The sequence below is a fragment of the Acinetobacter sp. LF10 genome (genome assembly GCF_048585715.1).
GTDB lineage: Bacteria > Pseudomonadota > Gammaproteobacteria > Pseudomonadales > Moraxellaceae > Acinetobacter.
Genome location: NZ_CP184160.1, coordinates 960,367 through 984,506 on the forward strand (window position 1 = coordinate 960,367; position 24,140 = coordinate 984,506).

Genomic DNA, 24,140 nt, shown 5'->3' on the forward strand with positions numbered 1-24,140 from the left:
TTAAAAAATATTTAAAATTAAATAATTAGCTATATATATTTGACCATTTATCTAAAAAAATTAAGGCTGTTAAAAAAAGCTTACTTTCTTTCGCTTGTCACATAGTATGATGATAATTCATCATAGTTATTGGAATGAAGCATTTTTTCAATAATATTAGATGAATGTCAGGCATAAAAAGAGTTTATTTTATTTCAAAATTAGGTATCATCTCGCTCCTAGTTGAAAGATATAAAATTTGTGTCTCACTAGATTCTAAAAAGCACCGAGTCAAACGACCGCAAGTCACCAGACTTATTTCTTTTACCCATATCAGAGATGGTAATTCGATATGAGCGTTACTTCCGTAAATCCTGCCGCTAATGCAACTAACGAATATTATCTGACTCGCCAAAGTCAGATGGAATCGAATGTTCGTAGTTATCCACGTAAATTACCGTTAGCGATAGCAAAAGCACAAGGCTGTTGGGTTACTGATGTTGAAGGTACAGAGTACCTTGATTGTTTAGCTGGGGCAGGGACATTGGCTTTGGGCCATAATCATCCTGCGGTGATTCAAAGTATTCAAGACACATTGGCAAGCGGTTTGCCATTGCATACTTTAGACTTAACGACTCCTTTAAAAGATGCGTTTACTGAAGCGCTTTTGGCTTATTTGCCAGGCGGTCAAGAAGAATATTGCCTACAATTCTGTGGTCCATCTGGTGCAGATGGTACAGAAGCAGCGATTAAATTAGCGAAAACTTATACGGGTCGTAGCACAGTGATTAGTTTCTCTGGTGGCTACCATGGTATGACGCACGGCGCGCTTGCAATGACAGGTAACCTGTCAGCGAAGAATGCGGTGAATGGCTTAATGCCAGGCGTGCAATTTATGCCATACCCACATGAATATCGTTGCCCACTTGGTTTAGGTGGGGAAGCAGGTGTTGACGCTTTAACTTATTTCTTTGAAAACTTCATTGAAGATGTTGAAAGTGGTGTAACCAAGCCTGCAGCTGTGATCCTTGAAGCGATTCAAGGTGAAGGTGGTGTTGTTACTGCACCGGTAAAATGGTTGCAAAAAATCCGTGAAGTGACTGAAAAGCACAACATCGTTTTAATCTTGGACGAAGTTCAAGCTGGTTTTGCACGTTCAGGTAAAATGTTTGCCTTTGAACATGCTGGAATCGAGCCTGATGTTGTGGTGATGTCTAAAGCGGTCGGTGGTAGTTTACCACTTGCAGTATTGGGTATTAAACGTAAGTTTGATGCTTGGCAGCCTGCGGGTCACACGGGTACTTTCCGTGGTAACCAACTTGCGATGGGTACAGGTTTAGCATCACTTCAAGTGATCAAAGAACAAAACCTTGCTCAAAATGCGCAAGAGCGTGGTGATTTCTTACAAGCAGAGTTCAAGAAACTTGCTCAAGAATTCCCATGTATTGGTAACGTACGTGGTCGTGGTTTGATGATCGGTGTTGAGATCGTTGACGAGCGTAAACCTGCGGATCATATGGGTTCATTACCTGCGGATGCTCAATTGGCTGCTGCAATCCAGACAGCATGTTTCAACAATAAATTATTGCTTGAAAAAGGCGGCCGTAACGGTACTGTTATCCGTTTACTTTGCCCGTTGATTATCAATCAAGAAGAGTGCGTAGAGGCGGTTGCTCGCTTCAAGAAAGCTGTTGCTGAAGCATTAAAAGCAGTACGAGGCTAATTCATGGTTGATTTTGCAGAACATCGTAAAGCGTTACTCTGCAATGATGCTCAATCTATTGCTGACTATCAGTCAGCAATGGGCGAGGCGGTAACTGCCGTTTCAGCATGGTTGCAAAATGATAAAATGTACACTGGCGGTAGCATTAAAGATTTGCGCGAAGCAATCTCTTTTGCTCCTTCAAAACAAGGTTTAGGTGTACAGCAATCATTACAACGTATGGTTGAGCTTTTCCTCAACAAAAGCTTAAAAGTACATCACCCGCATTCACTTGCACACTTACACTGCCCAACCATGGTGATGAGCCAGATTGCGGAAGTGTTGATCAATGCAACCAACCAGTCGATGGACTCATGGGATCAAAGCCCAGCGGGTTCTTTGATGGAAGTTCAACTCATTGATTGGCTTCGTCAAAAAGTCGGTTATGGTGCAGGTCAAGCTGGTGTGTTCACCTCTGGTGGTACACAGTCAAACTTGATGGGTGTATTGCTGGCACGTGATTGGTGTATATCGAAAAACTGGAAAGACGAAAATGGTAAGCCATGGTCTGTTCAGCGTGATGGTATCCCAGCAGAAGCAATGAAGAACGTCAAAGTCATCTGTTCTGAAAATGCACATTTCTCTGTGCAAAAGAACATGGCGATGATGGGTATGGGCTTCCAGTCTGTTGTCACTGTTCCTGTGAATGAAAATGCACAGATGGATGTTGATGCACTGGAAAAAACCATGGCGCATCTTCAGTCTGAAGGCAAAATCGTCGCGTGTGTTGTTGCAACAGCGGGTACGACTGATGCTGGAGCAATTGATCCACTCAAGAAAATCCGTGAAATTACCACGAAATATGGTTCATGGATGCATATTGATGCCGCTTGGGGTGGTGCACTGATTCTTTCAAATGACCATCGTGCAATGTTGGATGGTATTGAATTATCAGATTCAATCACGCTAGATTTCCATAAACATTATTTCCAAAGCATTAGCTGTGGCGCTTTCTTATTGAAAGATGAAGCAAACTATCGCTTTATGCATTATGAAGCAGAATATCTTAACTCTGCTTATGATGAAGAACATGGTGTACCTAACCTTGTATCTAAATCATTGCAAACGACTCGTCGTTTTGATGCATTGAAATTGTGGATGACGGTTGAAGCATTAGGCGAAGAGCTTTATGGTTCAATGATTGATCATGGTGTGAAGCTAACACGTGAAGTTGCTGATTATATTAAAGCAACTGCTGGTCTTGAATTGTTGGTTGAACCACAATTCGCTTCAGTCCTGTTCCGTGTAGTACCAGAAGCTTATCCTGCTGAATTTATCGATAGCTTAAACCAAAACGTGGCAGATGAATTGTTTGCTCGTGGTGAAGCGAATATTGGTGTAACCAAAGTGGGTAATGTTCAATCATTGAAGATGACCACTTTAAGCCCAGTTGCAACACTTGAAAACGTTCAGAACTTGCTTGCATTGGTGCTTGCAGAAGCTGATCGTATTAAAGATGCAATTGTTGCAGGAACTTATGTTCCAGCGATTGACTAATCAATTTGCTTTCTAAGAGAAAGGCACATTCATGTGCCTTTTTTATTTTTTTAGTCTTGGAGATTGAGCTTGGGAAGGTTTAGCTCATCTGAGTATAGCTTTAATTTAATCTCAAGTAATTTTCGGAATAGCTTAAGATAGATGTGTAATGGCTATTGGAAACCTAATTTTAGTTAATTTAGAGCCGAATTGAAGGATTAAAACTAATATTACAAAGAACCTGTCATATAGTTTTCATTACTAAGGTCGTCAAATTTGTATTTCTAGTTTGATTTCTTATATGTCTTGTTGTAAGTGAAAAATTATAAATTACAATCATTAAGATAATTTTCTTTCGCTATTTTTATCAAAAAATTCTTTTCTTTATGACTGAAAATTTTCAAATAAAAATGATCATCATAAAAGCGTCATAAATTTGTCACTTAATTGTCATATTATCTGCTCAAAATGCAATTAACTAAAGTACAACACTTAAATTAAAAAGAGTTGTAAATCAAATTGTACAAATGAGAGAAAACAGAATGCGCTTAAACCCACGTCATATTGCACTTGCATTAGCTGTATCTGGAGTAGCCGTAGTAACAACTGCAAATGCAGCTCGTGATACAATTCAAATTGCTGGTTCTTCAACTGTATTGCCTTATGCAAGTATTGTTGCTGAAGAGTTTGGTAATACTTTCCCGCAATTTAAAGCACCGGTTGTTGGTTCAGGTGGTACTTCAGGTGGTTTGAAGCAATTCTGTCAAGGTGTTGGTGATAACACGATCGATATCGCAAATGCTTCACGCAAAATTAAAGATTCAGAGCTTGCTGCATGTAAAAAAGCAGGCGTAAATCAAGTTCAAGAAATCAAAATTGGTTATGACGGTATTGTCTTTGCGTCTAACTCAAGAAAGGGTGCTTATAACTTAGACCCAGTGCATGTATTTACAGCATTGGCTGCACAGCTTCCTTCAGGTGGTAAATTGGTTCCAAACCCATATACACGATGGAACCAAATTGATGATGACTTACCAAATGAACCGATTACTTTAGTTATTCCAGCAACAAACCATGGTACGCGTGAAGTGTTCCAAGAAAAAATGGTTGAAGCGGGTTGTGAATCATTTGCTTATTTCAAAAATTTAGATAAAGAAGAACAGAAAAAAGCATGTGCAAACTTCCGTAAAGACGGTCGTGTAATCGAAATTGCAGGTGACTATACTGAAACTCTTGCTCGTTTAAAAACTTCTCCAAATGCAGTGGGTGTATTTGGTTTAGGTTTCTATGATCAAAACCGTGATAAGTTACGTGTTGCGACTGTAAATGGTGTTTTACCTTCAGAGAAAACAGTTTTAAGCGGTCAATATCCAGTATCTCGCGCACTTTACTTCTATGTAAAGGGTGAGCACTTAAAATCAATTAAAGGTTTACCACAATACGTAGAATACTTCCTGAATAAGAAAGCTTCAGGTAAAGGTTCTAAATTAGAAAAAGCTGGTTTGATCACTATGAGCGATAAAGAACGTGCAAAAGTTTTAGCTGATTTCAAAGCGGGTAAAACAGTTAAGTAATATTGTTAAAAGGGAGGCTGATGAGACTTGGGTTCATCAGCCTTTTTGTCTAACTAAGTTTTTTCAAATGATGAAAATTGAGAAAACAGTGGAGATTACATGAATCTGCTACTTATCGGTGTGTTATTGGCCCTTGTGGCAATTGCATATCAAATCGGGCTGAGTAAAAGCCGTAACCTAGCAGGTAAGGGAAATAACTCAGCAACACTACATTCACGTCCAGGTTATTATGGTGCGTTGGTGGCTTTGTGGTGCGGTATTCCTGCTTTTTTAATTTTGATCATTTGGAATTTGGTCGAACCAAGTATCCTACAACATATTATCTTTAATAATATTCCTGCATCTGTCAGTGCTACTCTGGATGAAGCAGGACGCGATGTTTTAATTGATCGTGTTCAAGCGATTGCTTCTGGTTTTGGGGTTACAGATCAAGCAGCTGCATATGAAGTGGCAGCAGCTCAACAGCTAGCGAAATTTGAAACAATTGGTTCTTTTGCAAAGTTAGCAATCGTAATTAGTGCGGGATTGGGCGGTTTAGTTTGGGCAAAACGTCATGTCAGTCAGCAATTTCGCGCGCGTAACCAAGTTGAGAAAGCCATTAATGTTGGTTTAATTCTGTGTTCTGGTGTTGCCATTCTCACTACCATCGGTATTGTACTTTCAATGCTGACTGAAGCTTTACACTTCTTTAAGTTTGTTAGCCCTGCTGATTTCTTCTTTGGTACAGAGTGGAATCCAGGTTTTAGCACATCAGGAAACGCAGAAGGTAGCTACGGTATCTTGCCATTGATTTGGGGTACTTTAATGGTGAGCGGTATTGCATTATCTGTTGCAGTACCTGTTGGCTTGATGATTGCGATTTATCTTGCTGAATATGCATCACCTAACTTACGTTCGTGGGCAAAGCCAACGATTGAAGTGTTAGCAGGAATTCCAACCATTGTTTATGGTGTATTTGCACTTATGGTGATTGGTCCATTTTTCAAAATGATCGGTGAGACAGTTGGTATTGATATCAATGCAACAAGTGCTCTAACCGCTGGTTTTGTGATGGGGATTATGATCATTCCATTCGTCTCATCATTATCAGACGATATTATTACTCAAGTTCCTCGTGCGCTACGTGATGGTTCTCTGGGCTTAGGTGCAACCAAATCAGAAACGATTCGTCAGGTTGTTTTACCGGCAGCATTACCTGGTATCACTGGTGCATTTTTGCTTGCTGTTTCTCGTGCGGTTGGTGAGACCATGATTGTGGTACTTGCAGCAGGGAATAGCCCATTACTGCATGCGAATCCATTCGAAGCTGTTTCAACCGTCACAGTAACTATTGTTAAGCAATTAACAGGTGATACTGACTTTGCGAGTCCACAAGCATTAGTCGCATTTGCACTTGGTCTAACCTTGTTTGTGATCACTTTGGGTTTAAACATTATTGCACTATATATCGTGCGTAAATATCGTGAGCAATACGAATGAGTTTAAATACATCTCCTCTGGATCAGAATGTATTGGATCCGCAAGTGGCTGCTGAACAGCGTAAAAAAAGAATCCAAAACTCTTTAGCTAAACGCCATCGTAAAGAAAAAGCATTCCGTATCGCTGGTTTCTCAGCTGTCATGATTGGTCTCGCTTTTGTTGCCTTATTGTTTGGCAGCATTTTAGCGAAAGGGTTGCCGTCATTTTGGCAAAGTAGTATGACTGTTCCTGTTTATTTTGACCCTACAATTATTAATGTCGGAGCAAAACCAAAACCAACCGCAGGAGAAACACCTGCTCATTTTGAGGAGCGACTTGTTGCTTGGCAAACTGAGATGGGAATGGTGGATTGGGATGCACTTATTGTTAACGGTATGGTTGCAAAAGATCCCGCTTTAGAATCCCAACGTGATTACTTGAACAGTATATATACGAGTTCTGAAGCCTATCGTTTACGTGATATGGTGCTTGAAAATCCATCATTGATCGGTACTAAGGATGAGATTAAATTCTTAGCTGATGCCAATGTCGATGTATGGTTAGCAGGTAATATTGATCGTTCTTTACCAGATGACCAACAGCAGCTTGATTTGGAAGTTCGCCAACTTGCTGATCAATTAAAAGCAAAAGGGATTATTGAAAATACATTCAATACCAATTTATTTGTGAGCCCAGACTCTCGTAGTTCACCTGCAACAAGTGGTCTAGCTGGTGCATTTATGGGTTCTTTATTCATGATGCTTATTGTGATTATCATCTCGATCCCAATTGGTGTTGCGAGTGCGATTTATCTTGAAGAATTTGCACCAAAAAATATCATGACGGACATTATTGAGGTCAATATCAATAATTTGGCTGCTGTGCCTTCGATTGTATTTGGTTTATTGGGTGCTGCGATTTTCATTGGTTGGATGCATTTACCACTTTCTGCACCGTTAGTGGGTGGTTTGGTTCTAAGCCTGATGACTTTACCAACTGTGATTATTACAACACGTGCATCTTTAAAAGCTGTGCCACCTTCGATTCGCCAAGCAGCTTTAGGCTTAGGTGCATCAAAAGTACAGACGGTGTTCCATCACGTATTACCATTGGCATTACCGGGTATCATGACAGGTTCGATTATTGGTGTAGCACATGCTTTAGGTGAAACAGCGCCATTACTTTTAATTGGTATGAGTGCTTTTGTTGCAAGTGTTCCAGCAACACCGTTAGATCAAGCAACTGCATTACCTGTACAAGTTTATTTATGGCAAGGCAACGAATTACGTAACTTCTTTGAAGGACGTACAGCTGCTGCGATTATTGTGTTACTTGCATTAATGATTGGTTTAAACAGCCTTGCAATTTGGCTTCGTAAGAAATTTGAAGTGCGTTGGTAGTTGAGGAGAGTATAATGAATACGATTGACATTATGAACGCCGTAGAAAAGGATAAGTCAGTGAATCCACAGCAAACAGAATTTACCTCATCTGAAGAGCAAGTTCAGCAATCTAATACTGTGTTTGTCTCTCAGTTTGAAACAGCATCATCGAATAAAAAACCAAAAGTCAGTGATGTGAAAATCAGTACCAAGGATGTCCATGTTTATTATGGTCAAACAGAGGCAATTAAAGGTATTGATATTGATATTTATCAAAATGAAGTGATTGCGTTTATTGGGCCATCTGGTTGTGGTAAGTCGACTTTCTTGCGTACTTTAAACCGTATGAATGACACGATTGATAGCTGTCGCGTGACTGGTAAAGTAACACTTGATAACCAAGATATTTACGATCCAAATCTTGATGTAGTGTTGCTGCGTGCTCAAGTTGGTATGGTATTCCAAAAGCCAAACCCATTTCCAAAATCAATTTTTGATAACGTTGCTTATGGACCTAAACTACATGGTTTGGCACGTGATAAATATGACTTGGAAGAAATTGTTGAAAACAGCTTACGTAAAGCGGGTTTATGGGATGAAGTCAAAGATCGTCTCAGCCAACCAGGTACTGGTTTATCAGGTGGTCAGCAACAACGTTTATGTATTGCACGTACTATTGCTGTTAGTCCAGAAGTGATCTTAATGGATGAGCCTTGTTCAGCGCTTGATCCAATTGCGACCGCAAAAATTGAAGAGTTGATTTCAGAACTTTCTGAACAATATACCATTGCAATCGTAACTCACTCGATGCAACAAGCTGCACGTGTATCTGATCGTACTGCATACTTCCACTTGGGTGATTTGATCGAAGTCAATTCAACTGAAAAAGTATTTACACAACCAGATCATCAATTGACTGAAGCTTATATTACGGGTCGTTTTGGTTGATTCTTGCTGAATAAATTAAAGAGCCTTCGGGCTCTTTTTTTATGAGATAGATGAAAATGAATCTATTTTGCAAAATCACTATTGAATTTTTATTCAACAGACCACATCTTAGTCGAATAAAGCCGAACTTATAGAGCACTTACTTTATGTTATTCCATTTACCTAAATTTCCTGCTGAAATTCGTATTAGTCATTTAAATGCGCGTGTGAATGAACAAAGAAAAAGAATTGCACAAACAACAGCATCTCGTTTGGAATTACTACAACTCGTTCAACAACTTGCTAAAGAAGCAAAAGTTCGTAAAAAGAATGATCAAAAAATTTATGTGCTCGACTTTAAAGGCGATGTACAAGCATCTGCTGTCGATACCATTCGTGAAGAAATTACCCTAATCTTGGCAACTGCAAAAGCAGGGCACGATCGTGTGGTTGTACGCTTAGAAAGTCCAGGTGGCATGGTTCATGGTTATGGTCTAGCTGCTGCCCAATTGGTTCGTTTACGTGATGCCGGTTTTAACGTCACGATTTGTGTAGATAAAGTCGCTGCAAGTGGCGGTTATATGATGGCATGTATTGCCAATGAAATTATTTCTGCTCCTTTTGCTGTTGTAGGTTCAATAGGAGTGGTTGCTCAAGTTCCAAACTTCAATCGTTTATTGAAGCAACACAATGTTGATTTCGAGCTGTATACTGCGGGCGAATACAAGCGTACCGTGACGATGTTTGGTGAGAATACACCAGAAGGTAAGGCTAAGTTTGAAGAAGAGTTACAACAAACCCATGCTTTATTTAAGCACTTTGTTGAGAAATATCGTCCACAATTAGATGTTGCTAAAGTTGCAACGGGTGAACATTGGTATGGTGAAGATGCACGTGAATTGAACTTGGTCGATAAATTACAGACCTCTGATGAATATTTGTTAAGTCTATTACCAAAACATGATGTGTATGTGATTAATACGCGTAAACGTCCAACTTTTGGTGAAAAATTAGGTTTACAAGCTGCGCAAATGGCTGAGAGTTTAATCCCAACAGTAATCGGAAAACTTGCTGATAGTTTAGTGAAGGCAAATAGTTCATTTGTGCAAATGCGTGATCCAAAATTTTAATTAGATTTTATGTTGCGTATTTTGATAAACCAGTCTATTTAGGCTGGTTTATTTTATTTAGAGATTGATCATGAAATTCAATCCTAAGAATATATAAATAATCAGCTATATAAAAACCACAAAAGTTGTTTTAGGGAAGATTGTTGTTATCTCGATCATTTGTTATTTTAACCATTAGGTTAATTCTTTAACTAATTAGTATTCAATAAATACATAAAAAATAATTGATAAGAGAGTATAAAAAAATGACACGAGTTGTTGTCTCATCTAAGAAGAATTTGCATGTTTTACAAGATGCGCAAATGAAAAGTATTATTTTGGATCAGCCCTCAATTATACAAATTGGTGTAAATCAGGCGGATATTAAATCAATTATCAAGCAAGGTAATGATCTGGTTATTACATTAAAAAATGGTGAGAAAATCATTATTAGTGACTTTTACAAGGATACCAATCAGACTGAACATACACTTGCAATTCCAAATGAAGATGGCAGTTATGCAATTGCTCAATTTGATGATTCAGGACGATTTATGCGTTATATGCCTGCAACTCAATTGTCTCAATTTATCGAGAGTGAAATGCCGACTCAAACTATTAAAACAGAGAGCGGGGTAGATGATTTAGGTATTAGTAAGTCACAATTATTGAAAGTCGGTTTAGTTGCTTTAGCAGCAGAAGGCGTGTACTTATGGGCCGTTAAAGATGATGAGGATCAGTCTAATCAGAATCATTCTATTGATATCACTCCGCCAATTGATCCAACCGCAACATTAGCTACTGATACGCAAACTATTACAGGGAAAACGGAAGCAGGTGCAAAAATTGAAATTAAAGATACGACAGGAAAAGTAATAGCAACTTCACACGCCGATCAGCAAGGAAATTATACAATTAAACTTGATCAACCTTTAGTGAATAATAGCAAAGTAATGGTGATTGCAATTGATGCTGCTGGTAATTCATCTAAAGCAATTGCAGTGATGGGTAATAAAGATACGATTGCGCCAGAAGCGCCAAGCGCTCAATTAAATGTAGATGGGACGATTGTGTCAGGTAAGACAGAAGCGAATGCTAAAGTATCTATTTATGATGCAGATGGAAAATTACTAGGCTCTGTTAATGCAAATAGCTCAGGATTGTATTCCATTAAACTTTCATCACCCTTAACAAGTGATAAAGGGGGAACAGTTATTGCTGAAGATGCCACAGGCAATAAGTCTACGCCGTCTAAGGTGATTGCGGGAAAAGATACTTTAGCTCCTGATCAACCATTAGTAGAAGTGAATAAAGAAGGGGCTTCAATTTTAGGTCGAGCTGAAGCAAATACAAAAGTACAAATTAAAGATTCAGATGGAAAAATTATAGGAAGTGGTATTACAGATTCACAAGGTAAATTCAATATTACACTTTCGCCAGCTTTGACAGCAACGCAAAAAGCAACTGTTGTGCTTGAAGATGCGGCAGGAAACCAGTCTAAACCATTAGAAATTAGTGCAGGCAAAGATACCATTGCGCCAGACAAAGCAGTAGCACAATTAAATGCTGCAGGTGACTCACTGACGGGCACAGCTGAAGCAAATGCTAAAATTCAAATTAAAGATTCAAGTGGTAAATTAATTGGAAGTGGAGTTGTTGATGCACAGGGTAAATTTACGATTGCTATTTCACCTGAACTAACCGATCAAAAAACAGCAAAAGTATATGTGATTGACTCGGCTGGTAATTTATCGGATGCAACGGGTATCGTTGGGACAAAGGATATTACTCCTCCCACTAAGCCTATAATTCCAAAATTAACTGATGATGTTGGTGATGTTAAAGGTTCTATTAATGCAGGTGGTACAACGGATGATGCTAGACCAACCTTTTCTAGGGTAGCGAATTCAGCAGAATCTAAGGCTTTGTTAACGATTTATGATAATGGGCAAGCAATAGGAGTCGTGACAGTTGCCAGTAACGGAAGTTGGGTCTTTAATCCAAATCATGATCTAGCATTAGGTCTGCATAAAATTACATTGACTCAGACGGATGCCGCTGGGAATACTAGTGAAATGAGTGATGTATTTAGTTTTACGATCGTTTCTACAACGACGACCTTGGCATTGCTGCAAAGTGAAAATATTGACATTAATTTGAGTCATGCTTCGCTCGTAGATCAGATTGATTTAAGTTCGTTAGAAACGAAACAAATAGCTGTTACGCCATTACCCTCAGTCGAAAAAGTTTCATTAAATGATATATTAGTTTCGTCAAATCAACATGATAACCAACTTGATGAGGTATTAAACCAGTTTGCTTCCACATCATCTACATCTACCAACGATGTCGTGGATAAGAGTTTAATAGGTTCTGATTTTATTCCAATCATTAAACCAGAGATTTTTGATCAATTCGATATATTGCAACACGCGATCATTTAAATTGGAATTTTTAAATAAAACAAACGCTTATTTATCGATAAGCGTTTTATTTTTGTAGAGTTGAATCATCCCCATAAGAATCGCACCAAGCGTAGCAAGAAACATGTCTTTATGTGCATCCCATTGATCGCCTTGTTGTCCATTGTAATTCTCAGCATCTTCTGGAGATAAACCCATCGCAATCCACCATTCAATCAATTCATAAAATAAGCTACTTGCCATGACAAATTGAATCACTAATAAAAATAGAGAGAATGGTTTTACCTTGGGTAACCATACTTGAAAACATCGATAAAAAAATGGGTACAGCAACAAGCCATAAGCAAAATGCACAAATCGATCATACATATTACGTGACCAGCCCATACTTTGATTTAGGTCGAAGTGAAAAAGTGTATTGATCCAATCGTTATAAGGAACATAAGAATATAGGTAATGTGCACCAATAATATGAATGAAAAGGAAGGCGAGATAGAGACAGAAACTATAAAAATTGATGCCAATCTTTTTCAGTGTAACTAACAGGGCAATCAGCATCAGAACAGTACCTGCTTGATGCAATAAATAGGATTCAAACTCTAAAGGTTGAATACTTGCGATTATGACACTCAGTACAATGCTAGCTAAAGCGAGGTAGTGTTTTAAATTCAGTTTTTTTTCTATCATGCCATATCCAAAATGAATTAAGACAAATGAGATTTACCTTACTTGTTTGTATTTAAGTCGGTTGGTTGTTTTTCTGTAGATATACCACCAAGTGCCTGACAAGCTTGTTTATATAATTGATATTTTTGTTGTACAACCTCATCTAGTGGGATGTCAAAAAGGTCTTCTCCATTTTTATATTGTTCAATATAAGTTGAAGCTTTTTCCTTGTTTGCTGCAAGCGTTTGTTGATAAAAATTGGACATTGAAGAGGGGGCAAGCTGATTTGCTTCAATGTTTTTGCATTGGAAAGCTTGTAAGATTTTCTCAGCACGTTTGACTTCACTGGATTTGCCAAAAACACATCCAGTTAAACAGATTGCGAGCACAAACGAGAAAAAAAGCTTCATGATAAATAAGGTAAAATTTGAGTTATTGTATTATTGTATATTAAATTAATTTAATAAATTAATTCTTAATGTCCAACACAAAAAAATTAAGTAATTTTTAATAATTTATTTTTGTTTTAAAAAAATAAATAATCTGAGAATCATGATGTACATAAGAAAAGCAGAGAAAAAAGACGTATATGATTGTGTTCCATTGATCTATAGTGCGGGCGTGCCTCTATTTGATTACATTTATCGGCATGAACAAATTACGGCGGAGCATTTTATTCACAAAGAGTTTTTGTCTGAATATGGGTATACCAGCTATAACTTGCATTGGGTTGTTGAGCACCAGGGGAAAGTGATTGCTGTCGTGGCATGCTATGCAACAAAAGATTTGTCTCGTATGGATAATGGAACCATTAAAAATATTTTAAAGATGTATAAATTTCGGTTTCCTCGTGTGTTTATGCGAGCACTAAATTCTAGTTCAGTGGTAACAAAACCCAGTGAGACGAGCTTACATGTGGCAAATTTTGGTGTGCATCCAAATTATCGTAGTAAAGGAATCGGCACTCAATTATTACAACATCTTAAAATGCATGCCATTGAACAAGGATATTCTGGGTTGTCTTTAGATGTTTCTAAAGCAAATCCAAAAGGGCAAAGCTTATATGAGCGAATCGGTTTTAAGGTTGTAGAAGAAACAGCTTTTAAAGATGAAAACACTCAAAGAATGCCAAATGGTAGACGGATGGAATGGTATTTCTAACACGATCTAGAATATGAATATTTATAAAAACTAAGATTTCACGTTATGCTATGCATGAGCATCATCAATCCAAATTCTTATGCGAGTTTTAAACATTATTTTATATGTCTTGCTAATTTGTTGCTCTTGTTTGGCAAGTGCCAAAGATTATGACTTTTTTGCAGAAGATCATGATAAAACGGAGAGTATGTTTGATGCTGCTTATCCCCAAATTAAAACAGATTATTCAATCTTGCATAATCTTTTTTTCCAAGATGATCGTTGGCGTGTTTATAACTATACCGCTTACCAAACCAATCAATTTAATCAAAAGATGTTAACGGGAGATACAAGCAATCTCTCTTTAGATGATTTTTCGATTTCACTTGGATACGGTATGGTGTATCAATTGAATAAAAATAATCGGATTGGTTATGAATATCTTTCCAGTTTTCCATTTGATCGGGGCCAATTAATTCGATTATTTTGGTTGCGCATTTTTTAAGATTTTTTCTGGTACAAACCCGCTCTGACAATTCCTGCTTTGGTTTCTTTAATTTTTTGCCAACTAGATGGAAGTTTTAATTGAGATAATTCTCGATCTGCTTCTACATAAATAAAGGCATTTTCCGTAATAATTGGATCAGCTAATTCAGCAAGTTCTTCCCATAATGCTAGGTCGTATGGGGGATCTAAAAAAACAACATCAAAATGAGTGTTTAATTTCTTTAATGCTTGTTGTGCAGTGAGTGTCAGGAGCTGACAATTGTCTGCTTTTAGCAACTGAATGTTTTCTTTTAAAAAGCGAGCTTGAATCGGGTTGGGTTCGATCATCACAACTTTTGCAGCGCCGCGTGATAAAGCTTCAAAAGCCAATGCGCCAGAACCACTACATAAATCTAAAACTTGTGAATTTTGTATATCCCACATGAGCCAATTAAATAATGTTTCTCTTACTCGATCTGGTGTCGGACGTAAACCCTCAATGCTAGCGAATGGTAGTGTTCTACGTTTCCAATCACCACCGATGATACGCAATTGATTTTTCATTATTCAGTGACTCCATCATTGGAATGAGAAGCAGCAGTTGTTGTAACGGAACTTGACGCTGCTGGTGTAGATGCAGGTGAATCAGAACTATTTGGTAGTTCACCAGGTTTAATACCAGCAGTCATTAAACCGCCACTCACTTGATGGTTAGCTGGACGAATAGGATTATTTTTACGAGTGACTAGCCAGTAATCAAAGACTGGACGTGCAAGTTGAGCCGCCGATCCGCCATGTTTACCATTTTCCCAAACGACAGCAATTGCGATTTGAGGATTATCCGCTGGTGCAAAGCCAACAAATAAACCGTGGTCCCATTGTCGAGAGGAAAGAGTGGCTTCATTATAACGTTTGCCCTGAGCAATACTTTTGACCTGAGCTGTACCTGTTTTACCCGCAATAGAATATTGTAATCCGCCCTTAATGCCACGCCCTGTTCCAGATTGAATGACATCAATCATGGCTGCATGCATGTTGAGCCAATCTTGCTCTGTACCATTAAATTGAATTTTACCGTCAGGAGCATTGTGCACAGAATATTTTTTTGCGCCCTTATTATCACGTAAAACGTGAGGTGTAACGTGAGAGCCTTTGTTGGCAGTAATTGCTACAGCCATCGCAAGTTGTAACGGGGTAGCAGTAAATGCACCTTGTCCAATACTCACAGAAATAGTTTCGCCTTTTAACCATTTCGATTTACGTGTACGCATTTTCCAGTCTGGACTTGGATATAGACCTGTGCTTTCACTTGGTAAATCTACACCTGTTTTTGCGCCAAAGCCAAATTGCCGCATCCAGTCATTCATTTTTTCGATACCCATACGATAAGATAGGATATAGAAATAGGTATCGCAGGATACAACTTCAGCTTTATGTAAATTTACAGCACCATGACCTGTCTTTTTATGATCACGGAAGCGGTGGCTATCTCCTGGTAAATTAAAATAACCAGGATCAGAAATTGCTGTGCCCCAATCGACAAGTCCGTAATGAATTCCGCCCAGTCCGAACATCGGTTTAATCGTCGAACCCGGTGGATAAACGCCTTGTACGGCACGGTTATAAAGTGGTTGGTCTAAGTTGTCACGTAAACCACTATAATCTTTTGAACTGATGCCTGTAACAAATAAATTTGGATTAAAACTCGGGCTAGATACCAGTGCTAAAATTTCTCCTGTTCGAGGATCCATAGCTACAATTGCACCACGACGATCTGCCAACTGTTGAGCTGCAATGGTTTGAAGGCCATAATCTATCGATAAATAAAGATCATTTCCACGGGTTGGGTTTTGACGACCTAAATGACGTAGTACATTACCATGTGCATCGGCTTCAACTGATTCATAGCCTGGTGTTCCATGTAATAACTCTTCATAGCTTTTTTCTGCACCAATTTTTCCAATCAGGTTTGTGCCTGCATATAAATCTTTATCAATAGATTTTAGTTCTTTGTCGTTAATTCGTCCCACATAACCGATCACATGCGCAAATAATTCACCATGAGGATAGTAACGTGTCATTTGTGTTTCAATTTTTACACCCGGGAAGTCGTATTTAACTTCGCTGAATTTCGCAATATCTGCCTCAGTCAGATTTAACTTGATGGCAATTCTTTCCGTTTTGCGTGCAGTTTTTACGCGACTTTTAAAACGATCGACATCTTCTTGGGTTAAGCTCAGTATTGGAATTAAACGTGCAATGGTTCCATCAATATCTGTGACATCTGTACGACTTAGTGTTGCTGTAAAAACAGGATAATTATCCGCTAAGAGTACGCCATTACGATCATAAATATAGCCACGTGCGGGTGGAAGAGGCTGTAAACGAATTCGGTTTTTATCCGAGGCTGTTGTAAAGTCGTCGTAATGAATAATCTGTAAATATGCATAACGGCAAATTAATAAAAGTAGAAAAGTAGCGACGACAAATATAGCAAAGAAGATTCGACCCTTGTAAATGCGCTTTTCTTGCTGCATGTTTTTTAAAGGAAAGTGCTGTTTCATAGGGTGTCGACTTAAATTACAAGGGAGAAAATATAAAAGGCGCGTTATTTTAACGTAAGTTGCATGATCATACTGTAGTATTTTCAATACATCATCTGAATGATGACGCGACAGTTTTTGACTTTGCAGACATTAAAATTGTAGGGACTTGTATATTAGATGCAAAATAATTCTGTTAAAGTCTCAAACTGTTTGAAATAGGATTGTCCAAGATACATTCTTAGGGAAAATGGAGAAAATAATGAAAAAATCTTACCTTTTACTAGCGGTTTTAGCATTCAACGGCGTTGTCCATGCTGAAGAAAATCCATATATGCCTGAAGCAAAATTAAAAGGGGCAAAAGACGTAGCAACTTGGAATATTGGTGCTGGTTTTACTAAAAAATTACTACATGCGAATCTTGAATGGGTAAACCCATACGGCATTGCTTATGCAAAAGTAGGCGCTTTTTTAAATGATGATAATGAACCTGGTGCGCAAATTGGCTTTCGTTATCCATATTATTTAACAGGTACAGATAAAAATGGTTATTACCTTGGTCTGTATGCTGGTCATTTAGATAGTAAAAACTATGGCGGTAAACAAAAAGGGAATTTAGGTGTTGGTACTGATTTAGCATTTGTTTGGTTGAATAGTGATCGAATCAGTACATTTAGTGTGGGAGCGGGAGTGCGTGACAAGATAGAAGATGGAAATGGGAAGACTGTAAAAAAAGCAGAGCCTGTTTTTCAGATTTCTTACACGTTAAGTTTTGGCTTATAGGGGCGTGACTGATTGTTCATTCTTTTATAAGTCTTAATGTATCAATAATTCTGAGAGTCATGCATGTTTGATTACGTCAATGAATTGTGGCAGATTTTTTTAAATCGACCTGACCATCTGGCGGTCCTAAGTATTATTCCAGTGACAGCCCTAGTAACTTGGGCTCATGTATGGATGGCTTTAAAAATGGTGTTTTACCCAATTAATTTTTGGGGATTCCATTTAGGACCTTTACCTGTAGGTTGGCAGGGGATTGTGCCGCGTAAAGCAGGGCGTATTTCAGGCATCATTACTGATAATACATTATCTAAGTTGGGTTCATTGCGTGAGTTTTTAGAGGCAATGGATCCAGAAGATATGGCAATGATCATTGGTGAACAAGTTGGGTTTGAACTTGAGCACTTGATTGATGAAGTCATGGTTGATCGAAATGCGGTGCTGTGGGAAAACTTACCTTATTCGATTAAGCGTCGTATTTATGCGCAAGCGCATAAACAGCTTCCAAATACTTTAAAGGAACTTGTGACTGAGCTGACCATGAACGTGGAGTCACTTGTTGACATGCGGGAAATGGTGGTGAGCCAAATGGAAAATGATCGCCGTTTGATGGTGCGCATGTTCCAAAAAGTCGGCCAAAAAGAAATTAATTTTATTTGGCATATCAGTGCTTTAATTGGAATGTTCTTTGGTGTTTTCCAAATGATCGTTTGGTTCGTTGTACCGTGGCATTGGACAGTTCCTTTTTGGGCTGCGATCTGGGGCTTTTTGACCAACTGGATCGCAATTTGGATGGTATTTAATCCGATTGAACCGCATTATATTCGTTATCCGCAGATTTTTCGTTTGACCAAAGATCGTAAGTTTCCTTGGATTGTTCCTGTGCTAAAGCTTGGTACATATAACGTTCAAGGTGCATTCATGAAACGCCAAGAGGAAGTTTCGGATGTTTTTGCGAGCGTGGTAACGGAGGATTTGATTACTCTAAAATCCATCATGACTGAAATGATGTATGGCAGAAAAAAAGACAAAACTCGTCGTATTGTCAAGCGCCATATCAATGAAATCATGGAAACCCCATTGGTTAGAACATCATTGCAGCTTTCATTAGGTCCAAGAGAATATGCTAGACTCAAGACCGACTTGATTGATCGCTCAATTGAAATTACTATGGGTCCAGTATGTGATCCAGCTCTGAATGCAAGTCGTGCGCAGAAGATCTTTCAAATGTTTAGAGACCGCATCCGTGAACTGACACCGAAAGAGTTTCAGAATCTATTGCGACCTGCGTTCCAAGAAGATGAGTGGATCCTAATTGTATTGGGTGGTGTGACTGGTTTTTTTGCAGGTTTAATCCACTTATTTGTTGCTTTCTTATAATTAATTTGATGTTGGTTGAGCAATAAATCTGTATCATATTGCTCAATTTAAGATTTATTGTTTTTAAATGAGGATGTTCTTTTATGCGCATTATTTTACTCGGACCACCTGGGGCAGGTAAAGGTACTCAAGCTCAGTTGATCTGTAAGCGCTACAATATCCCACAAATTTCAACCGGTGATATGCTCCGTGCTGCAATTCGTGAAGGAACTGAACTAGGTCTTAAAGCGAAAAGTGTTATGGAGTCTGGTGGTTTAGTATCAGACGAACTCATTATTGGTTTGGTTCAAGAGCGTATCGCTCAACCAGATTGCGTGAACGGTTGTATTTTTGACGGTTTCCCTCGTACGATTCCACAAGCCGAAGCTTTGGAAACGGCGGGTATTTCAATTGATCATGTGATCGAAATTGATGTTCCAGATGAAGAGATTGTTCAACGTCTTTCAGGTCGTCGTCAGCACCCAGCTTCTGGTCGTGTTTATCATCTTGTTTATAATCCACCTAAAGTAGAAGGTAAGGATGATGAAACTGGCGAAGACTTGGTACAACGTCCAGATGATCAAGAAGAAACGATTCGCAAGCGTTTAGGTTCATACCATAGTGAAACTGAACAGCTAGTAGGTTTTTATCAAGGTCGTGCTGCTTCAGGTGAAAATGCACCAACTTATGATAAATTGAATGGCTTACGTGCAATCGAAGAAGTTCAAAAAGAATTATTTGCTATTTTAGATAAATAATTTAGTTTTGATAGAACTGTCTTATGTAGCCATAAGACAGTTTTTTTATACCTATAATTATCTACGACATAAAATGTCGCTATGTCAGATTAAATGATATAAAAACTAAATAAAAAACGTTATATTTTATTCAAGCGTACAATTTAAAAATACTGAAACTTAGAATTATTTTAAAGGGTTAACTATGTTGCTGACGATTCAATCTGATCAAGTCGAGCAAATTATTCCAGATGCAAGTTCGGCAAAATCAGCCAAGAAACTCGCAAAATTCGAAGCATGGAACAATATCTCGGGTTCGACTGATCAATGGATTTGGGGAGAAATTCAGGGCAGTGCGATTTATCAAAGCGCAGTTTTTTTACCTGAACTTAAATGCGAATGTAGTTGTCCAAGTTTTAAACGACCTTGTAAACATGCTTTAGCACTATTGTTTGTCTATACCGAGTATCAAGATAAATTTACTGTGCAATCAGATGAAGAAAGCATACCTGATCGAGTACAAAAATGGCGAGATAAAAAAACCAAAACACTTGAGAAAAAAGAAAACAAGATTGATAAACCGATTGATGAAGAAGCACGTGCGAAACGCCAATTGGCACGTGAGAAAAAAATGGATGCAGGCATTGAGGCATTACAAACATGGTTGAATGATGTTGTCACGATGGGACTTGGGAGATTACGTCAGCAACAACATGAAAAGTTCCGCGATATTCAAAGTCGTTTGGTCGATGCTCAAATTGCAGGCTTAGTCAGCTATTTAGATGAGTTTTCGAGTGCGCTGTATCAAAGCAATTGGCAAATGCAGAGTTCATTTTGGTTAGCTAAATTACAAACAGCCGTTCATTTATGGCAAAACCGTCAGAAACTTCAGCCAGAACTGTATGAAGAAGTTAAACAGCTCTTTGGTGTGAATTTACCAACTGATGCGTGGGATCAAATTGCAGTACAGTCTTTAAATGTGTATGCACTGGGACAAGTCACACAGGAGTTGGTGAATACCCGTGGACGTTATCGTCGTCAATGGCTGTGGGATAGTCAAAATTTACGCGACTATTTGCTATTAGATTTTGAAATTCCACCTTATTCGAACTTTGGTCTAACGTTGCCTTTCCAAAAACAACTGGCTTTAAATGCCAAGCTTTATCCAGTGATAAGTCAACAACGTCTTCGTTTAGAAGACAATTTAATGTCGTTCAATGATTTGAATCTAATGCCGGTTGCGCCAAAAGGCTTTAAAAATTTTGATCAAGCATTTGCTCAATATGCGAATGGCTTAAAACAATATCCTTTGCAGTTAGTACGCTTTTTCTGGCTAGAGCAATTGCGTTTAGTTAAACATGACAAAGTAATTTATTTGGTCGATCAGGATCAAAAAATGTGTGAAATTGAGATTAAACAATTTGTTGAGTTATGGTTTTTAGTGGGGACTGAGCCATTTAGTGCAGGCGTTGAATGGAATGGATTGCAACTTAAACTGGTGAGTATTTGGCAAGGAGGGCACTTTGAATGTCTTTAAGCATATCATACAGTGAGTTTAATCAGCAGTTATTACTCAAACTGACGCTAGGGCAGCAGTTTAAACAGACTGTAAAAGTACCGAGTGAATTGCAAATCTATGTGCCTCAGCAGATTGATTCAGCTCAAGATTTATTAGTCTTGAATCAATATTGGGTGTTGATGCAACAAGCAGGTTATCAAGCGCAAGGTGTACCTGAAACCTTACAAAAGAATATTGCTGAGATTGATCAGATAGAAAATGAAAAGCAATTGGATAATCAACTTGTGCAAATTTTGAAATGGGTTGTTGCACAAGAGTCGCCATTTTTATATCAAGATTGGGTTATTCAAATTTTCAAACTTGCTCAACTACAGCAGCAAGTGATTCCTCGTTATTTGGTGTTAAAAGTTTTACCACTGTGTCGAAACCCAGTGTTATTGGCATCAGTCTTACCTGAATTTGCATTTCAGGGCGATGTGACAACGCGTTTGGATGATGCAAAAAGGGTGTGGAAATATGTGAAACAACAAGACGCAGCACCATTGATCCGTCAATTACAGAAATCAAAAAGTAGCGAATGGTCTTTGTTGATGAGCCAATTATGCGGTCAATTGCCGAACTTTATTCATCAACATATAGCAGAGTTTTGGTCACAATCGATTCAGAGAAATCATTTGCAAAGTCATGCTGAAAGTCTTGTGACATATAATATCCCAGTGACTCAATTTGAAGCTTTATACCAGCATGTAAAAACATTAGAACCACAGAATGCAGCGACAGTAAGTAGTAATGCTGCATTAGCTTTCTATTTATATTATCAAGATAACGCGCTTTATCATGAAGTTATGGCGTTACTGCGTGTATGTTTGAGCTACGATGCTCAAGCTAAAAAAGTTAAATTCAACATTAACTTAGATCAAGATGATGCATTGAATGATTATGGCTTTTTTGATCGAGAAGCTAATTTGGTCGAAAGCCGTAAAAGTTTAAAAACGGCTTACCAAAGTGCTCAAGTTGAGCAAGCTTATCAGGCATTTTGTGCAAGTCCGCAGGGCGTACTTTATCTCAAAAGAATTTTAATTCAATTGCCGCTTGCGTATTGGTTAGAATTATTTGGTACTTGGGATCATTTACTTTCATTGCATTCACAGCAAAAAGATTCGCTTTGGAATGCGTTTATTGTGTGTTGTTATCGAGAGCAACGACATGATTTAGCTCTATGGTTTTACCAACATCAAGTCAAATGGTGTGAAGCTGTAACGGCATCAAGTGGGAACATGTTTGAACGTGAGTTATTCTTTACTTTACTAGACCAAGAACCAGCAATTGGATTGTTGTTAAAGCAACTCGAGTCCCATTACCAAAATCAAGATGTAGAACATTTTTGGTTTGTTTGGCAACGTGCCAAGTCTTTGTATCAATATCATAACATCACAGAAATGGCGGTCGTGTTATTACAACATGCATATGCGAACTTAGATTTGCAGCAGGATCAGAAGAAATTTGCATTATTAAAAGAGCAGGCCCAATGGCTGATTTTGCAAGCTTATCCAATCGACATCAGTAGTTTACAAGCTCTTTTTTCTATTTCTGAATGGAAACAACTCATTCAATTGAATCAGTACAAACAAAAACTTATTGCTTAATGATCAAGAAATCATAAATTAGGATAATCAACATGTCTCAACAAGTTTTACGTGCGCGTGCAGAACAACAATTTTCTCATGAATTAGATGCATTAAAAGCACATGACAGTTTAGTAAAACCTCCACAATGGCAACTTTCGCCTAAAGCAGTCGTAGATTACTTATTGGGTACAACACTGCCAGATGGAACAGAAATTTCACCAAAATATATTGGTAATCGCCGTTTGATGGAAATTGCTGTCGCAACATTGGCGACTGATCGCGCATTATTGTTATTGGGCGTGCCAGGGACAGCAAAATCATGGGTATCTGAACATTTGGCTGCTGCGATTTCAGGTAATAGTGCTTTATTGATTCAAGGTACGGCAGGTACGAGCGAAGATACCTTGCGTTATAGTTGGAATTATGCGCAACTTTTATCCAAAGGCCCAAGCGAAGATGCTTTGGTGAAAAGTCCGATGTTACGTGCGATGCAAGAAGGTAAGATCGCGCGTGTGGAGGAACTGACTCGTATTCCTGCCGATGTCCAAGATACCTTGATTACCTTACTTTCTGAGAAAAATTTGCCGGTTCCTGAGTTGGGAATTGAGTATCAAGCGGTACAAGGTTTTAGTGTGATTGCCACCGCCAATAACCGTGATAAAGGGGTGAATGAACTCTCTTCTGCTCTCAAGCGTCGTTTTAATACGGTGATTTTACCGCCGCCTGCCACCATCGCTGAAGAAGTGGAAATCGTACAAAAACGGGTTCAATCTTTGGGCAAGAGTTTACAATTGCCCGAGATTCAGCCTTTAGATGCTCAAATTCAAAAACTGGTGACGATTTTTAGAGAGTTACGTCATGGGCAAACCTTGGATGGCAAGCAAAAACTCAAAACCACCACAGGAACTTTATCCACGGCTGAAGCCATTTCAGTGATGAGTCATGGTTGGGTGATGGCAGGACATTTTGGTTCGGGCAATGTTACGGATCATGAACTAGCAGCAGGTCTACAAGGTGCAGTATTAAAAGATCCTGTTCAAGATATTGTGCCTTGGAAGGAATATGTGGAAACCGTGATTAAACAACGTGAGGGTTGGCAAGACCTGTATCGTGCTTGTCGTGACTTAGAATAAAACCAAATAATAAATGACCTCATCCCAATCTTCTCCTTGACAAGGAGAAGATGTGATCG

Annotated in this window: 20 protein-coding genes; 16 read left to right on the top strand and 4 right to left on the bottom strand. The window is 38.5% G+C overall.

What is annotated here, in order from left to right; all coding sequences use genetic code 11:
- Nucleotides 1–331 precede the first annotated feature (331 nt).
- From ACN19N_RS04620 to blp2, 8 genes are all read left to right on the top strand, one after another.
- Nucleotides 332–1,702, top strand: coding sequence for a diaminobutyrate--2-oxoglutarate transaminase (locus tag ACN19N_RS04620; protein WP_004652118.1), 1,371 nt, complete (start codon nt 332–334; stop codon nt 1,700–1,702).
- A 3-nt stretch (nt 1,703–1,705) separates the two neighbouring features.
- A complete protein-coding gene (locus ACN19N_RS04625; RefSeq protein WP_241306140.1) occupies nt 1,706–3,238 on the top strand; it encodes a pyridoxal phosphate-dependent decarboxylase family protein in 1,533 nt (510 codons plus the stop codon).
- Between the two features lie 521 nt (nt 3,239–3,759).
- The gene (locus tag ACN19N_RS04630; RefSeq protein WP_269239275.1) at nt 3,760–4,791 is read left to right on the top strand and encodes a substrate-binding domain-containing protein; all 1,032 of its coding nucleotides are present in this window, start codon (nt 3,760–3,762) and stop codon (nt 4,789–4,791) included.
- A 99-nt stretch (nt 4,792–4,890) separates the two neighbouring features.
- Nucleotides 4,891–6,270: a phosphate ABC transporter permease subunit PstC gene (gene pstC / locus ACN19N_RS04635; RefSeq protein WP_269228425.1), complete on the top strand. Its 1,380-nt coding sequence runs from the start codon at nt 4,891–4,893 to the stop codon at nt 6,268–6,270.
- Complete coding sequence (gene pstA, locus ACN19N_RS04640) at nt 6,267–7,649, top strand: phosphate ABC transporter permease PstA (RefSeq protein WP_420002064.1); 1,383 nt, start codon at nt 6,267–6,269, stop codon at nt 7,647–7,649. Before pstC ends, pstA begins: the two co-directional genes overlap by 4 nt.
- Before the next feature lie 14 nt (nt 7,650–7,663).
- On the top strand, nt 7,664–8,578 hold the full coding sequence (gene pstB / locus ACN19N_RS04645) for a phosphate ABC transporter ATP-binding protein PstB (protein WP_269228423.1): 915 nt from the start codon (nt 7,664–7,666) through the stop codon (nt 8,576–8,578).
- Nucleotides 8,579–8,724: 146 nt separating this feature from the next.
- Complete coding sequence (gene sohB, locus ACN19N_RS04650) at nt 8,725–9,687, top strand: protease SohB (protein WP_420002065.1); 963 nt, start codon at nt 8,725–8,727, stop codon at nt 9,685–9,687.
- Between the two features lie 245 nt (nt 9,688–9,932).
- Nucleotides 9,933–12,110: an Ig-like repeat protein Blp2 gene (blp2, locus tag ACN19N_RS04655; RefSeq protein WP_420002066.1), complete on the top strand. Its 2,178-nt coding sequence runs from the start codon at nt 9,933–9,935 to the stop codon at nt 12,108–12,110.
- 27 nt (nt 12,111–12,137) lie between these two features.
- Here blp2 and ACN19N_RS04660 read toward each other — a convergent pair whose 3' ends face one another.
- Together ACN19N_RS04660 and ACN19N_RS04665 are read right to left on the bottom strand one after the other, a co-directional pair.
- Nucleotides 12,138–12,776 carry a DUF2238 domain-containing protein gene (locus tag ACN19N_RS04660; RefSeq protein WP_420002067.1) on the bottom strand — a complete coding sequence of 213 codons (639 nt, stop codon included), beginning with the start codon at nt 12,774–12,776 and terminating at the stop codon, nt 12,138–12,140.
- Nucleotides 12,777–12,814: 38 nt separating this feature from the next.
- Nucleotides 12,815–13,165: a hypothetical protein gene (locus ACN19N_RS04665; RefSeq protein WP_420002068.1), complete on the bottom strand. Its 351-nt coding sequence runs from the start codon at nt 13,163–13,165 to the stop codon at nt 12,815–12,817.
- 145 nt (nt 13,166–13,310) lie between these two features.
- Here ACN19N_RS04665 and ACN19N_RS04670 point away from each other — a divergent pair, with 145 nt between their 5' ends.
- On the top strand, nt 13,311–13,916 hold the full coding sequence (locus ACN19N_RS04670; protein WP_331276185.1) for a GNAT family N-acetyltransferase: 606 nt from the start codon (nt 13,311–13,313) through the stop codon (nt 13,914–13,916).
- A 79-nt stretch (nt 13,917–13,995) separates the two neighbouring features.
- Complete coding sequence (locus ACN19N_RS04675; protein WP_004663209.1) at nt 13,996–14,400, top strand: hypothetical protein; 405 nt, start codon at nt 13,996–13,998, stop codon at nt 14,398–14,400.
- Here ACN19N_RS04675 and rsmD read toward each other — a convergent pair.
- Entirely contained in the window at nt 14,397–14,945 is a 549-nt protein-coding gene (gene rsmD / locus ACN19N_RS04680; RefSeq protein WP_269239280.1) for a 16S rRNA (guanine(966)-N(2))-methyltransferase RsmD, read from the bottom strand. The two genes, ACN19N_RS04675 and rsmD, sit on opposite strands and share 4 nt — an antisense overlap.
- Nucleotides 14,945–16,945 carry a penicillin-binding protein 2 gene (mrdA, locus tag ACN19N_RS04685; RefSeq protein WP_420002069.1) on the bottom strand — a complete coding sequence of 667 codons (2,001 nt, stop codon included), beginning with the start codon at nt 16,943–16,945 and terminating at the stop codon, nt 14,945–14,947. The genes rsmD and mrdA overlap by 1 nt, the downstream gene beginning before the upstream one ends.
- Nucleotides 16,946–17,186: 241 nt before the next feature.
- On the opposite strand from mrdA, the gene ACN19N_RS04690 reads away from it, so the two are divergent.
- From ACN19N_RS04690 to ACN19N_RS04715, 6 genes are all read left to right on the top strand, one after another.
- The gene (locus ACN19N_RS04690) at nt 17,187–17,708 is read left to right on the top strand and encodes a hypothetical protein (protein WP_269228415.1); all 522 of its coding nucleotides are present in this window, start codon (nt 17,187–17,189) and stop codon (nt 17,706–17,708) included.
- A gap of 63 nt (nt 17,709–17,771) precedes the next feature.
- Complete coding sequence (locus tag ACN19N_RS04695; RefSeq protein WP_420002070.1) at nt 17,772–19,085, top strand: hypothetical protein; 1,314 nt, start codon at nt 17,772–17,774, stop codon at nt 19,083–19,085.
- Between the two features lie 83 nt (nt 19,086–19,168).
- Complete coding sequence (gene adk, locus ACN19N_RS04700; RefSeq protein ID WP_004663203.1) at nt 19,169–19,822, top strand: adenylate kinase; 654 nt, start codon at nt 19,169–19,171, stop codon at nt 19,820–19,822.
- Nucleotides 19,823–20,006: 184 nt separating this feature from the next.
- Nucleotides 20,007–21,338 carry an SWIM zinc finger family protein gene (locus ACN19N_RS04705; RefSeq protein ID WP_420002071.1) on the top strand — a complete coding sequence of 444 codons (1,332 nt, stop codon included), beginning with the start codon at nt 20,007–20,009 and terminating at the stop codon, nt 21,336–21,338.
- Nucleotides 21,329–22,966, top strand: a complete 1,638-nt coding sequence (locus ACN19N_RS04710; RefSeq protein ID WP_269228411.1) for a hypothetical protein — start codon at nt 21,329–21,331, stop codon at nt 22,964–22,966. Before ACN19N_RS04705 ends, ACN19N_RS04710 begins: the two co-directional genes overlap by 10 nt.
- A 32-nt stretch (nt 22,967–22,998) precedes the next feature.
- Nucleotides 22,999–24,081: an ATP-binding protein gene (locus tag ACN19N_RS04715; protein WP_087546649.1), complete on the top strand. Its 1,083-nt coding sequence runs from the start codon at nt 22,999–23,001 to the stop codon at nt 24,079–24,081.
- Nucleotides 24,082–24,140: the final 59 nt, after the last annotated feature.